General features: G+C 37.0%; 12 protein-coding genes. All 12 read right to left on the bottom strand.

Features of this window, described 5'->3' with window-relative positions; translation table 11 throughout:
• Nucleotides 1-3 precede the first annotated feature (3 nt).
• A complete protein-coding gene (gene rnc / locus Q0Y84_RS00950; protein WP_297949879.1) occupies nt 4-690 on the bottom strand; it encodes a ribonuclease III in 687 nt (228 codons plus the stop codon).
• Between the two features lie 109 nt (nt 691-799).
• Nucleotides 800-2,569: an oligopeptide ABC transporter substrate-binding protein gene (locus Q0Y84_RS00945; RefSeq protein ID WP_297949877.1), complete on the bottom strand. Its 1,770-nt coding sequence runs from the start codon at nt 2,567-2,569 to the stop codon at nt 800-802.
• Between the two features lie 198 nt (nt 2,570-2,767).
• Nucleotides 2,768-4,537, bottom strand: a complete 1,770-nt coding sequence (locus tag Q0Y84_RS00940) for an oligopeptide ABC transporter substrate-binding protein (RefSeq protein WP_297949875.1) — start codon at nt 4,535-4,537, stop codon at nt 2,768-2,770.
• A 213-nt stretch (nt 4,538-4,750) separates the two neighbouring features.
• On the bottom strand, nt 4,751-5,680 hold the full coding sequence (locus Q0Y84_RS00935) for an ABC transporter permease (protein ID WP_297949873.1): 930 nt from the start codon (nt 5,678-5,680) through the stop codon (nt 4,751-4,753).
• 14 nt (nt 5,681-5,694) lie between these two features.
• Complete coding sequence (opp4B, locus tag Q0Y84_RS00930; RefSeq protein ID WP_297949871.1) at nt 5,695-6,654, bottom strand: oligopeptide ABC transporter permease; 960 nt, start codon at nt 6,652-6,654, stop codon at nt 5,695-5,697.
• 2 nt (nt 6,655-6,656) lie between these two features.
• Nucleotides 6,657-7,643, bottom strand: a complete 987-nt coding sequence (locus tag Q0Y84_RS00925; RefSeq protein ID WP_297949869.1) for an ABC transporter ATP-binding protein — start codon at nt 7,641-7,643, stop codon at nt 6,657-6,659.
• A 3-nt stretch (nt 7,644-7,646) separates the two neighbouring features.
• Nucleotides 7,647-8,663 carry an ABC transporter ATP-binding protein gene (locus tag Q0Y84_RS00920; RefSeq protein ID WP_297949867.1) on the bottom strand — a complete coding sequence of 339 codons (1,017 nt, stop codon included), beginning with the start codon at nt 8,661-8,663 and terminating at the stop codon, nt 7,647-7,649.
• 116 nt (nt 8,664-8,779) lie between these two features.
• A complete protein-coding gene (acpP, locus tag Q0Y84_RS00915) occupies nt 8,780-9,022 on the bottom strand; it encodes an acyl carrier protein (protein ID WP_297949865.1) in 243 nt (80 codons plus the stop codon).
• Nucleotides 9,023-9,052: 30 nt separating this feature from the next.
• Entirely contained in the window at nt 9,053-10,054 is a 1,002-nt protein-coding gene (gene plsX / locus Q0Y84_RS00910; protein WP_297949863.1) for a phosphate acyltransferase PlsX, read from the bottom strand.
• Nucleotides 10,055-10,074: 20 nt separating this feature from the next.
• Nucleotides 10,075-12,111: an ATP-dependent DNA helicase RecG gene (gene recG, locus Q0Y84_RS00905; protein ID WP_297949861.1), complete on the bottom strand. Its 2,037-nt coding sequence runs from the start codon at nt 12,109-12,111 to the stop codon at nt 10,075-10,077.
• A 1-nt stretch (nt 12,112) separates the two neighbouring features.
• Complete coding sequence (locus Q0Y84_RS00900) at nt 12,113-13,774, bottom strand: DAK2 domain-containing protein (protein ID WP_297949859.1); 1,662 nt, start codon at nt 13,772-13,774, stop codon at nt 12,113-12,115.
• Between the two features lie 21 nt (nt 13,775-13,795).
• The gene (locus tag Q0Y84_RS00895; protein WP_297949857.1) at nt 13,796-14,158 is read right to left on the bottom strand and encodes an Asp23/Gls24 family envelope stress response protein; all 363 of its coding nucleotides are present in this window, start codon (nt 14,156-14,158) and stop codon (nt 13,796-13,798) included.
• Nucleotides 14,159-14,314 lie beyond the last annotated feature (156 nt).

Genomic DNA, 14,314 nt, shown 5'->3' with positions numbered 1-14,314 from the left:
CATTTACTCTAATTTTTGTAAAGCAGCCTTTGCAGCTTGCTGTTCAGCGGCTTTTTTATTGTGACCTTCACCTTGTGAGCTAACCTTGCCATTAATTTTTAGCTCTACTACAAAGTGAGATGGCAATTGCGATTCACTAATAACGGTGTATTCGATATTCACGGGACCATCTTGTTGCAATACTTCTTGCAAGTCAGTCTTATAGTCGCGCGAATCATCGAATTCACCCTTATCAATCAAAGGATAAACTGTTAAATGAAGAAAATGTTCCACTGCTGGCATTCCTTGATCAAGAAACAGTGCTCCATTAAAAGCTTCAAATACATCTTCCAATAAAGTTTTACGATGACGTGCACCTGCTTTTTCTTCACCATTCCCTAGATGAATTTCCTTTTGAAAACCACATTCAACCGCAAACTCTGAAAAGCCTTCCGTTCGAACAATATTAGATCTTAACCGAGTTAATTCACCTTCATTCAATTTAGGATAATGAAGATATAGGTAATTTGAAACCGCTAGTTCAAGGACGGCATCACCCAAAAATTCGAGCTTTTCATAATCGCGAATTCCATCATTAGGATGTTCATTTGAATAAGAAGAATGCGTAAATGCTTCTTCTAATAATTTTTCATTATTAAATTCGATATTATAATCGTCTTTTAATTTTTTTAGAAATTTTGTACTTACCATAAAATTGCCCCTTTTTATACCTATAAATTATACCAGTTTTCTGGTCACAGAAAAAAGACCGCTTCTAAAATTTAGAAACAGTCTTTTCATTTAAATTCTAACGTTAACTTTACTTAGCGTAAGCAACGTTGTACCAGTTAGGGAAGCCATTACCCATTGAGTCTGATGGTTTAAGTGAGTACCCAGTAAGCTTCTTGTTAACGGCAGTAATTGAGTAACTATTAGCTACAGGAATTACATAAGCTTCATCAAACATGTACTTTTGCCATTCATGGAACTTCTCTACTCTGTACTTATGGTTAAAGGCCTTTTGTGAATCCATTTCATTAAGCAACTTAGTGTTTTCAGGAGTTACAAAACGTGAGTAGTTCATAGGAGCTTTCGCACCATAAAGGTCATTTGGTGATGGTTCACTTGAAAGTGACCATGCTCCAATAAACATATCTACTGATGGATCGTCATTTTGAACCTTGTCGTAGAATGAGTTAAATTCAATTAAACGACCACTAGTTAACTTAACATTCAAGCCTAACTTCTTCCATTGTTGGATGTAGTTTTGAACGATTGGCTCAGCAGTAGAATTACCAGTCATGGCAGCAAGGCGAATAGTTAAAGGTTTACCATTTGGTTGAACACGGTAAGTACCCTTTTTCTTGAAGCCAGCCTTGTCCAAAATTTCATTACCCTTCTTAATATTGTAGGTATAACCCTTAATATTCTTATCGAAGTAATCACCAAATTGAGCAGGAATCAAAGTTGGAATTCTGAATGACAAACCATATGAGTAACGCTTGTAAACTTCATTAACGTTCATGCCGTAACCAATGGCTTGACGAAGAGCCTTGTTGTTCATCTTGGACTTAGGATCCATGACGTTTTCGCCCTTCTTAGCATCCCATTTACCAACCTTAAAGCCTAAGTATGAGTATTGTAGTGGAATCTTGGCAATAAAGTTAACGCCCTTAGTATCCTTAACGTTCTTCCATTGTGAGTTAATTACTTGAGTAACGTCAAACTTTCTTGACTTAATACTTTGAGCAACTGAATTAGGGTTAATTACAGTAGCAGTAATCTTTGAAAGCTTTGGCTTGCCCTTGTAGTAATATTCGTTAGGAACCCAAGTAGTTGATTGACCACGCACAAGCTTTTGCAACTTGTATGGACCAAAGAACAATGGCTTCTTACGGATCTTGTCACTAGACATTAAATCCTTAAACTTAACATCCTTCAAGTAGTGATAAGGAGCAGCTGCTTCCCAAATATAACCATTACCTGAAGTATTCATACCAGGTCTCATAGTCTTGAAGTGAAGCACTGCCTTACGACCATTTTCACCATCTGGCATTTCAAAGCCTGAAATAGTCTTAGCCTTACCTTCATGATATTCTTGCAAGCCCTCAAGATCAGCTAAACTTGAAGTATATCGTTGTGACTTAGTATCTTTATTTGCAATAATTTCATAAGCGTATTCGTAATCTTTAGCAGTTACTTGCTTACCATCAGACCACTTAACGCCCTTCTTAATTTCAACAGTAACAGTCTTAGCCTTTTGATCAACTTTAATTGTAGCAGCGCCCTTGTTATTAAAGACATAGTGATCATCCGTACCAAAAAGTGATTCTGCACCATATTGCATAACTTCAGTATCAGTTGCTGAAGTTGAAAGTTCGTCATTGAATATACCAGTAAATGGGGTATCAGTTTCTACAGCGACCTTAACAGTACCGCCTTTTTTGGCAGCCTTAGTAGGTACAACTTCTTTAAACTTAGAAGCTGTCTTTGATTCATCGGAACGAGATTCAGATTTACCACAAGCAGCTAAAGTAAGAGCTACACTGGATAATAGTGTAATACCAGCAAAAAGTTTTGCCTTCTTCATCAGTAAAATTCCTCCATTACTTGGAGCAAGTTGACTTTTTAATTTTATCATGATTATAAAAATATAACAACAGCATGAAAAAGACAGGTAGCTAAATTTAAGATACCTGTCTTTTTATTAAGTTAGTTATTAGAATTTAATGTAAAGAATTTGTTTATGTTTAGAATTTTGGAGTTTATTTTACTAATGATCAATGAATTACTTAGCGTAACCAACTTGATACCATAATTGGTGACCGTTATTGTTTTGTGATGGCTTAGTTGAATAACCAGTAATCTTATTATTAAGTGCAGTAATTGAGTAAGAATTATTCATTGGAACTACAAAAGCTTCATCATACATATACTTTTGCCACTTATGGAATACATTAACACGATATTGGTGATTGAACGACTTTTGGGAATCCATTTCTTCAAGTAACTCAGTGTTTTCTGGTGTTACAAAGCGTTCATAGTTCATTGGTGAAGTCTTACCATACATTGAGCCTTGAGATGGTTCTGATGCTAAACTCCAGGCAGCCATAAACATGTCAACGTTTTTGGCATCATTTTGAATCTTATCAAAGAATGAATTTTGTTCAGCTAAACGACCACCAGTTAATGAAACATTTAAGCCAATCTTCTTCCATTGTTGGATATAGTTTTGGATAATTGGTTCTTGAATTGCACTACCTGTAGCAGCGAGAAGCTTAATGTTTAACGGCTTACCATTTGGTTGTACACGCCATTTACCTTTCTTCTTATAACCAGCTTTATCCAGAAGTTGACTTGCTTTCTTCAAATTGTAGTTAAAGCCTTTAATACTATTATCATGATAATCACCAAAGCCTTTAGGAATTAAAGTATTAACTCTAAAGCTTAAGCCATGATTATATCTCTTATTGACAGCATCTAAGTTCATTGCATATCCAATAGCTTGACGTAATGCCTTATTATTCATTTTAGAATTCTTGTCCATTACGTTTTCACCTTTAGCAGCATCCCATTTACCTAACTTAAAGCCAAGGTAGCTATATGCTAAAGGAACTTGAGCTACAAAGTTAATTTTCTTTGTGTCTTTTACTTGTTCCCACTGTGAATTAAGGACACCAGCAATATCAAATTTATGACTCTTAATAGCTTGAGTAGCTGAGTTAGGATTTACAACAGAGATAACAATCTTATCCAACTTCGGTTTACCACGCCAGTAATACTTATTTGGAACATAAGTTACTGATTGACCTCGAACTAGCTTTTGAACTTTAAATGGACCAAAATATAACGGTCTTTTTCTGATTTCATCACTAGATTGTAGCTTATTAAAGGGTACATCCTTTAAGTAATGATATGGTGCTGCTGATTCCCAGAAGTAGCCATTACCACTATAATACATACCTGGTTTTAATTCCTTAAAGTGAATTACAATTGTACGCCCCTTCTCACCGTCCGGCATTTCAATACCAGAAATAGTCTTAGCTTTTCCTTCATGGTATTCTTTCATCCCTTCAATGTCCTCAAGAGTTGAATCGTAACGTTGAGCTTGAGTCTTCTTATTAGCTAAAATTTCGTATGGATATTCAAGATCTTTTGCATTTACTTGTTGACCATCAGACCACTTAACGCCCTTCTTAACTGTAATAGTAACAGTTTTAGCCTTACGATCTAACTTCATTGTAGCTGCACCTTTATCATTAATCTTGTAATGATCATCAGTATCGAAAAGTGATTCTTCAGCTGGTGCTGCGACACTAGAATCAGTAGCTGTAGTTGATAACTCATCTGAAAAGATACCAGTAAATGGAGTATCTGTTTCAAGCGCAATGCTTACACTACCGCCTCGTTTAACTGGCTTTTTAGGAGTAGCTGCAGGAAACTTGCTTGCTTCTTTTGCAGCATCACCATTACTATTACCGCTCTTGCCACAAGCAACTAAAGCTAATGCTGCTGCGGAAACGACTCCGACTGAACCCAATACTTTCGATAATTTCATACTTTGTTTCCCCCATCTAGGATACATTTCTTTTCCAATAGTTATTTGAATCAAGTTGATGATTAAATCATAGCACGATAAATTAGAAATGCAATAGTTTTATGAGATATTTTTTAATTTTAATTTTATTCGTTTTAAATAAGTTTTTAGTTATAAATATAAAAAAACAGCTCTACCAAGCGATAGAGCTGTTTTAATTTAATTATTACTTTATTAGTTTTCACGTTGTCTAGCATCACCAGCACGTTGCAAAGCTTGACCAACATAATTAATACTTAAAGAAATCACCAAAAGTAAGATAGTCGCAGGAAGCCACAGCCAAGGACGGTTAATAACGTTAACCGGGTCGTTAGCGAATCCAATCAAAGTCCCAAGTGATGGTGTGGTACTTGGCAAACCATAACCCAAGAAAGATAAACTAGTTTCAATACCAATGTTACCAGCAATAGTTAATACAACGTCGATAATAATCATTGAAGTAATGTTTGGCAAAACTTCACGGAACATAATTTGCAAGTTGGATGAACCTGAAGTCTTTGATGCCAAAACATAGTCACGACCACGTTGTGATAGAACAAACGACCGGAAGTAACGTGCCGTGGTCGTCCAACCAAACATCGCAATTAAGAATACCAAAGTTACGGCATTATAATTAGGAATAACAGTAGTCAAAACAATGATAATTGGCATTTGTGGCAAAATTTGAATGAAGTCAACGATTCTCATGATAACTGAGTCAATTGCTCCACCAAAGTAACCAGATACCAAGCCAACAACTAAACCGACAATTTCAGTAATTACAGTTACTGAAATACCAATCATGATTGAGTTACGACCACCCATAATCAACAATTTCAAGATGTCACGACCACCATCATCAGTACCTAACAAGTGGCCAGCTTCACCCCAACCGTAGTATGAGTCAGCAATGTTCATTTCTGTTACTTGTGCTCGGTTCAAGAATAATGAACCACCAAAAGTAAACAGTAAAATCACAATAATGATAATTAAAGCAGTTAAAGCGGACTTTGAACGTAAAATTTCACGCATAGCCACCTTGAATCCAGAAGGTGGGAGAGTAGCTTTTTGCTTTTCATCTTTTTTAGTAGCTTGCTTTGTAGCTTTTTCTTTCTTATCAGCCATTTTTTCTCTCCTCCCTATTGAATTCTAATACGTGGGTCAATGATACTCATAATGATATCTGATAATAAGTTACCAATTAAAGTTAAGATACCAAAGATAAGAATCAAAGCAGTCAAAGTAGTGTAGTCACGTTGTCCAATTGAGTCAAGGAACAACTTACCCATACCAGGGTAACTAAATACACTTTCAATAATCATTGAACCACTAAGAAGACCGGTAATCGTGTTACCTAAGAAGGCAGCAATTGGCAATAATGAGTTACGCAAAATGTGCTTGTGGAAGACAATATTTTCTGGAACGCCCTTACTACGAGCAGTTCTTACGTAATCTTCAACCTTGTTATCAACAATTCCAGTTCTTAAGTATTGTACTGTACCAGTAGTAGTGATCAAAGCATACAAAATAGCTGGTAGAATCATGTGATAAATTCTACTACCAAGTACGCCCCAGAAACCAGAGGCACTAGCTGAAACAGAACCAGAGATTGGGAACCAGCCTAAAGTAAAGCCGAAAAGCCACAAACCTAAGATATAGAATACGAACCCTGGAGTTGCCAAGGTAATGTAGTTAAAAATTCTAACACTAGTATCTTGCCATTGATCCTGATGACGACCTGAAGTGATACCAAGAGGAATTGCAATACTATAAGTCAAAATAGTAGTCAAAAGTGACAACCAGAAAGTGTTACTTGCACGGTCAGCAATCAATGAAGTTACTGGCACGTGTTGGATGTAACTTGTACCAAGATCACCATGGAACAAGTTACCCACCCATCTAAAGTATTGCACGTACCATGGATCATACAAACCAGCGGCTCTTCTCAAAGCTTCAATTTGTTTAGGATCGGTGTTAGGGTTAATTGATCCACTAAATGGGTCACCAGGCATCATCTTAGCTAAAAGAAAGACCAGTAAACTCAAGATAATCAATTGAGGGATCATGATTAACAAACGCCGTAAAATCGTTTTCCACATGCTTAATCACTCTCCTTTTCTTCTAATTCTTCAAGTTTAGCTTCGTGGGCCATATCTTCAGGCAAAGCGACCCAGTGTTTAGGTGCTACTTGTTGCAATGGATATACACGACCATCCTTGTCATACCATTTGCTTTGGTCTTCTTCAAATTCTCTTTCAACTTGTTCACGGTGCTTCTTGTGTTCTGCACGGTGTTCAACGTCGACCTTAGGAATAGCAGAAAGCAAACGCTTAGTATAAATATGAATTGGATGCTTATAAATTTCTTCTCGACTACCTAATTCAACTAAGCGACCACGGTGCATAATTGCCAAGTTTTCTGACATGTGCTTGACAACACCCAAGTCGTGAGAAATGAATAAGTATGCAATGTTGTATTGTTGTTGAATGTGCTTCATAAAGTTCAAAACTTGTGCTTGAACTGATAAGTCCAATGCAGAAGTTGGTTCATCAGCCACAATCAACTTAGGATTAGTAGCTACGGCACGAGCTACACCAATTCTTTGACGTTGACCACCTGAGAATTCGTGTGGATACTTGTAAATGGCATCACTAGGCATCCCCACAATATCAAGCAATTCTTGAACACGATCACGTTCTTGATCTGTAGTTAAATTTTCAAAGTTTCTAATTGGCTCAGCAATAATGTCTTCGATTCTCTTTCTTGGGTTCAAACTTGACATTGAATCCTGGAAAATCATCTGAACATCCTTGTTGTAATCAAGCTTTTTGCGGTTACTTACTTTGGTTACGTCCAAACCTTTATACATGATTTGACCGCCAGTAACTTTTTCAACCCCAACAATTGCTTTACCAGTAGTAGATTTACCAGAACCCGATTCACCAATTAAACCGTAAGTTTCTCCTTCATTAATTGAGAAATTAACTCCATCAACGGCACGAACATAATCAGTAATTCTGTTCCAAAAACCGGAGCGAATTGGGTAATAGACCTTTAAATCTTTGATTTGAATAATTTCTTTTGCCATAAACTACTCCCCACTTGCCGTCTTTTCATTTTTAAAGTGGAATGACTTCCAGCAAGTACATCTTACCCAGTGACCAGGTGCAACTTCATGCACCTTAGGATTTTCTTCATGTGCGCTAGCAGGAATCCATGGAATTCTTGCTGCAAATCGATCCCCAGTACGTGGCATATTCTTAAGTGATGGCACAGTACCGTGAATTACGTGAAGGTCTTCATCCGTATCATCTGATTGAGGCATTGAATTAAGCAATGACCGTGTGTATGGATGAAGTGGGTTTTCAAAAATTGTCTTTACATCAGATTTTTCAACGATTTGACCAGCATACATAACTGCAACTTCATCAGCAGTTTCAGCTACGACACCTAAGTCGTGAGTAATCAAAATGATCCCTGAATGTGATTGCTTTTGAATATCTTCTAGCAAGTCCAAAATTTGAGCTTGAATAGTAACATCCAAAGCAGTAGTTGGCTCATCAGCGATAATAACTTCTGGTTTACATGCAATTGCCATGGCAATAACCACACGCTGACGCAGACCACCTGACAATTCATGTGGGTACATTTCGTACATTTCATCAGGCTTAGGCATCCCTACTTGATTAAACAATTCGATTACACGCGCATGCCGTGCCTTTTCGTCCATCTCAGTGTGGTAATAAAGTGTTTCTGCAACTTGGTCACCAACACGCATCAATGGGTTCAAGCTGGCCAATGGGTCCTGGAAGATCATGCCGATCTTATCACCACGAATCTTATTGAAAAGTGATTCGTTCAAGCCAACTAGGTTTAATTCATTATAGAGAATGTCCCCTGTTACTTTAGTATTTTTATGGTCGTACAATCCAATGATACTTGAAGCAATCGTACTCTTGCCGCAACCAGATTCACCAACGATGGCCAAAATCTCATCACGCTTCAGAGTTAGATTAACATCGTCTGCTGCATCATAGAATTTCCCTTGCAAACGGTATGCCGTATGCAGGTGTTGAATATCTAATAAAAGATCACTCTGCTTCTCCAAAGGTCATTCCTCCATCTCAAGCTTTTTATTAAAAGCATTTAATCTTTTCTATTTATTTTCTAATTATAAACACAAAGCCGGTCGTATGCAAATAACGACACGGCTTTTTTAGAAAATTATCCTTGATGAGCTTTGATATATGAGACTGCATCCCCAATTGTTTTAATTTTTTCAGCTTCATCATCAGGAATTTCTGCGCCAAATTCATCTTCAAGTTGCAAGATAAATTCAACTAAATCAATTGAATCAGCATCTAAATCGTTCATAAAATTAGTCTGTTCAGTAATCTTATCTTTGTCAACATCAAAGTTGTCGGCGATCATGTCCTTAATTTTATTAAAAATTTCTTCTTCTGACATAAAAACACTCCTTTTTAATAAAATATTGTACTATTTTTCAGCAAATTCGTCTCTAAAATCTTCAACAAGTTTTTCTTTAATCATTTTATCAACTTGCTTGAGAGTGAAATAAATTGGACGTTCATTTGATCTACCGTGAGTTTTAACTACTGGAGCATTAACTCCAAGTAAAACTGCACCACCATATTTAGCAGTATCAAATTTTGACTTCAAGCTGGCTAGTGAGCCCTTAACCATTAAAGCACCTAATTTAGTCATCATACCGCCATTTAATAAACTGTCTTTTAACAAATGGAGTAAAACACTCGAAGTTCCTTCAATATTCTTGAGCACTGCATTACCAGTAAAGCCATCAGTAACAACAACATCAGCCTTACCAAGTAACAATTCATTACCCTCAATATTGCCCAAAAAGTTTAAATCGCTATTCTTGAGCAATTCATAAGCTTTTTGATGAACTTCATCGCCTTTATCGCTTTCTGCTCCATTATTGAGCAACATGACACGAGGATTTTGAATACCACGGATCTTTTCAGCATAATATGATGCCATTTCAGCCCATTGCAAAAGATATTCTGGCTTACTTTTAGCATTAGCACCAACATCAACCATATTAAAACCATCATCACTATTTTTTACAGGTAAAGTTGGCATTAAACCTGGGCGAACAATCCCTTTAATTCGACCAATAATGAAGATTCCACAGGCCAAAAGTGCACCAGTATTGCCTAATGAAAGTAAAGCATCAGCCTTTCCTTCTTTAACAAAATTAGCTGCAACTACCATTGAAGAATCTTTTTTTCTTCTAATTGCTTTAACTGGTTCATCTTTATCAGCAATAACTTCCGTTGTTGGCACTACTCCTAATTGGTCGTTAATTTGATCTTCAGGGATTAATTTTCTAAGTGCTTCTTTGTCACCAAATAATAAAAACTTAGTCTCAGGCATTTCAGATTTTGCTTGTAAAACTGCCTTAACGATTGCATCTGGAGCCTTCTCGCCGCCCATCGCATCAATTGCAATTGTTCTCATATATTTTCACCACAATCTTTTTAAATTCTATTTTGCTCTAATTGCTTATATTCTAGCACTTGCTTGAGCGCCATGTGTTCTGACTTAGATAAATCCGGATCAGCTGCAACTAGCGCACGCGCCTCTTTTTGCGCCACAACCAGGGTATTATAATTATTTACAACATCGCCCACACGAAATTCTGGCAAACCCGATTGAGCTTTACCAAATAAATCACCTTCGCCACGCATCTTTAAGTCTTCCTCAGCTAATTTAAAACCATCATTTGTGGCAGCAATAATTTTCATTCTAGCTTTTCCGGAGTCAGTCTTAGGATCAGCTACAAAGACGCAGTAACTTTGAGTTTGACCACGGCCGATTCGACCACGAAGCTGGTGCAATTGGCTCAAACCAAAACGATCAGCATTATAAATTACCATCATATTAGCATTAGCCACATCGACCCCAACTTCAATTACGCTAGTAGTAACTAAAATATTAATTTCTCCTGCTGCAAAAGCCGCCATAATCTCATCTTTTTGCGCTCCAGGCATCTGACCATGAAGTAAAACTACTTTTTGATCAGGGAAGTCATGACTTAGTTTTTCATGCAGTTCTTCTGCATTTTTTAAATCTAAGGTTTCTGATTCTGTAATCAACGGAGTTACCGCATAAATTTGGAAGCCTTGATCTAATTGTTCTTGCATTTGACGGTAGACATCCTTCATTTGACTGCTAGTTTTCCAAGTTGAAATAATTGGCTTTCTACCAGCCGGCAAATGATGGATTTCTGAGACGGTCATGTCGCCATAAACTGTCAATGCTAGAGTTCGCGGAATTGGCGTTGCCGTCATTGCCAAAATATCAGGTTGATCTCCCTTATTAATCAAAGCTTGTCGTTGTCCTACGCCAAAACGGTGCTGTTCATCAATGATAACTAAGCCCAGCTTTTTGAAAATAACATTATCTTGAATCAAAGCATGAGTCCCAATCACTATATTAATCGTACCATCGGTTAATTCACGATAAATCTCTCGCCGCTCTAATATCTTAGTATTTCCTGTTAACAAAGCTACTCTTACGCCTAAAGGACGCAATAATTCATCAATTTTCTTAAAATGTTGCGTTGCTAAAATTTCAGTTGGCACCATTAAGGCTGCTTGATAACCAGCGGTAATGGCCGCAAAAATTGCATATACGGCCACTACAGTTTTTCCTGACCCAACATCCCCTTGCAAAAGACGACGCATTTGTCCATCAGAATGCAGATCAGCAAAAATTTCATTAACTACTCGCTTTTGATCATCAGACAGTTCAAAAGGAAGTGACTTCGTTAGCTGAGCTATTTCAGTTAAATCATATTTTTTAGCATAACCAGCTTGCTTGCCATCGTTATGAGTAAGCAAAGCTAATTGCAACTCAAAAATGAAAAATTCACGAAAAATTGCACTTCTTTTAGCCAGCTCAGCTTCATGTCCATTTTTAGGATGATGCATTTTTTCGATAATTTCTTGATCCTTGAGCAAGCGATATTCTTGACGTAACTTTTCCGGCACAATATCTTGAACTTGATCAATAAAATTATCAATTGCAGTATTAATCAGATCAATTAATTTCTTTTGCTTAACATGCCGATTAACCGGATAAATCGGTGCCATGCCACTATCATTTTCTTTTGCTGCCACAAATTTAAAAGCTGATAAGCTTTGCCGCGCGACATTATATTTACCATAAATAGCTACTTCTTGCCCAATTTCAATCTTATTTTTTAACCATGGTTGATTAAAAAAATTGACCATGATTACATCATGGTCAATTCTCATTTTGAAACTTAGGCGACTCTTTTTATAGCCAAATCGACTAACAAAGGCTTCAGTTGCCACGATTCCCTTTAACATTACCTTTTGTCCATCCATGATTTGGTCTAACGGTAACGTTTGTAATTCGTCATAGCGAAAAGGAAAATAAAAGAGTAAGTCATAAATGCTATAAATGCCTAAACTGCCTAATGCAGCTGCAGTCTTTGTTCCTACACCCTTTAAATCTGTCACAGGAGCAAATAATGCATTATCAATCATTTTATTCAACTGATACTAAGAAGTGATATACAGGTTGACCACCATCATGAATTTCAAATTCAAGATCATCATGCTTGGCTTCAAGTTGATCAACAACTTCTTGTGCTTGAGCTTCACTAGCATCACGACCAAACATAATCGTGATAATTTCTGAATCATCATCAAGCATTTTTTCAATCATTTCAGTAGTTGTCTTGATCAAGTCAGCATTATCAACCTTAATCTTGCCATCAACAATACCCAAGTAGTCATTCTTATGAATTTCTACTTTGTCAATTTCAGTATCACGAGTAGCTTGAGTAACTTCACCTGAAACAACAGTATCCAAATCTTCAGTCATTGCTTCAACGTTTTCATCAACAGATGCATCTGGGTTAAATGAAAGCATTGCAGTCAAACCTTGTGAGATAGTCTTAGATGGCACAATTCCTACTGGAATGTCGCTAACTTCTGCTGCCTGCTTAGCAGCCATCACAATGTTACCGTTATTTGGTAAAACGATTGCCTTTTTAGCGCCAGACTTCTTAATCGCATCAATAAAGTCTTGCGTAGATGGATTCATTGTTTGACCGCCTGAGATAATCCGGTTTACCCCTTCGCTTTCAAACAACTTGCGAATACCATTACCAGAGGCAACAGCAATTACAGCAAAATCAACTGCTTCTTGTTGTTCCTCATCCTGGTCCACAATACTTTCATGTTGAATTCTCATGTTGTCAATCTTAATCTTGCCCAATTGACCAAATTGACTACCATATTGGAAAACATCACCTGGATGCTCAGTATGTACGTGAACCTTAGCAATTTCACCATCAGAAACAGCTAATAATGAATCGCCTAAACCTGATAAATGCTTTCTAAATTCTTCTAGGTCAAACTTCTTCTTGTCAGGCACGTCAGCATTAAGGTCGACCATAATTTCAGTACAATAACCATTCTTAATGTCCTGAGTAGCCAATTGACTTTGCACTGAAGATTGGTGGTGCATTGCATTGATCATTTCATCCATTTCATTTTCATCAGGTTGATATTGATCAGCAAAGTTTTCACCCAACAAGCCTTCTAAGAAGCCTTCATAGATAAACAACAAACCTTGACCACCTGAGTCAACAACACCAACTTGCTTCAAAACTGGCAATAAATCTGGGGTTGACTTAAGTGCCTTCTTAGCACCCTCGACAACAGCCTTCATTACTTCAGTTACATCGTCAGTATCATTTGCCTTAGTGGCACCTGCTTGTGCAGCAACACGAGCTACAGTTAAAATTGTACCTTCAACAGGCTTCATTACGGCTTTATAAGCAGTAGCTACACCATTTGAAAAAGCATTAGCCAATTCTTGTGCAGTTAAAGTCTTCATTCCTTGGGTTGCCTTGTAAAATCCGCGGAATAATTGTGAAGTAATAACACCACTATTACCGCGAGCACCCATCAACATCCCTTTAGCCAAGCTTTCAGTTAAATCACCAACGCTGGTGCTAGGATTTTCAGAAACAGCTTTTGCACCACTTTCAATGGTTAAATTCATATTGGTACCAGTATCGCCATCAGGAACTGGGAAAACATTTAATGAATTAACAAACTCAGCATTTTTTCCAATTCGGTGGGTAGCAACACGCACCATATCTCTAAATTGCTTACTATCTATCTCATTTAAAACCACTATTTAAAACCTCCGCTTGCGTTATTCGTCAAGTACCTTAACGCTTTGTACAACGACATTAACGGCTTTAGTGTCAATTCCTAATTGATTCTTTAAATTAAATTTAACACTATCTTGAACATTCTTACTTACTTCAGAAATCTTTAAACCATATCCGACAATAATGTACACGTCAACCGTAATTTCATTATCTTCTGACTTGACAACAACACCGCGCTTATAATTGGCACGATTAAGAATTCCGTCAAATCCATCGCGAATGGCATTCTTTGAAGCCATCCCTACAACGCCATAATTAGACGTAGCTGCGCCACCAACAACAGTTGCGATTACACCGTTTGAAATATCAATCAAACCATCTTTTGTCTTGATCTTAACAGCCATGTTTCGTCCTCCGTCTTATTATCTATATATACGTTTATTATTTTATCATAGTAACGAGATAATCAATAATTAAAATATACTGTAAAAAAATCCTTTTGGTGTTGAATTGCACCAAAACATATGATAATCTAATTGAGTATGACATCACAAATAAAG

It is taken from the genome of uncultured Lactobacillus sp., assembly GCF_947367125.1.
Classification (GTDB): domain Bacteria; phylum Bacillota; class Bacilli; order Lactobacillales; family Lactobacillaceae; genus Lactobacillus.
The sequence above is the reverse complement of the archived record's forward strand: the minus strand, read 5'-3'. Positions and strand labels throughout refer to the sequence as shown.

Excerpts from the sequence above, each read along its gene's own strand:
- acpP (WP_297949865.1), bottom strand. The coding sequence starts at position 9,022 with ATGTCAGAAGAAGAAATTTTTAATAAAATTAAGGACATGATCGCCGAC.
- Q0Y84_RS00925 (WP_297949869.1), bottom strand. The coding sequence starts at position 7,643 with ATGGCAAAAGAAATTATTCAAATCAAAGATTTAAAGGTCTATTACCCA.
- rnc (WP_297949879.1), bottom strand. The coding sequence starts at position 690 with ATGGTAAGTACAAAATTTCTAAAAAAATTAAAAGACGATTATAATATC.
- Q0Y84_RS00940 (WP_297949875.1), bottom strand. The coding sequence starts at position 4,537 with ATGAAATTATCGAAAGTATTGGGTTCAGTCGGAGTCGTTTCCGCAGCA.
- Q0Y84_RS00945 (WP_297949877.1), bottom strand. The coding sequence starts at position 2,569 with ATGAAGAAGGCAAAACTTTTTGCTGGTATTACACTATTATCCAGTGTA.
- plsX (WP_297949863.1), bottom strand. The coding sequence starts at position 10,054 with ATGAGAACAATTGCAATTGATGCGATGGGCGGCGAGAAGGCTCCAGAT.
- opp4B (WP_297949871.1), bottom strand. The coding sequence starts at position 6,654 with ATGTGGAAAACGATTTTACGGCGTTTGTTAATCATGATCCCTCAATTG.
- recG (WP_297949861.1), bottom strand. The coding sequence starts at position 12,111 with ATGATTGATAATGCATTATTTGCTCCTGTGACAGATTTAAAGGGTGTA.
- Q0Y84_RS00895 (WP_297949857.1), bottom strand. The coding sequence starts at position 14,158 with ATGGCTGTTAAGATCAAGACAAAAGATGGTTTGATTGATATTTCAAAC.
- Q0Y84_RS00935 (WP_297949873.1), bottom strand. The coding sequence starts at position 5,680 with ATGGCTGATAAGAAAGAAAAAGCTACAAAGCAAGCTACTAAAAAAGAT.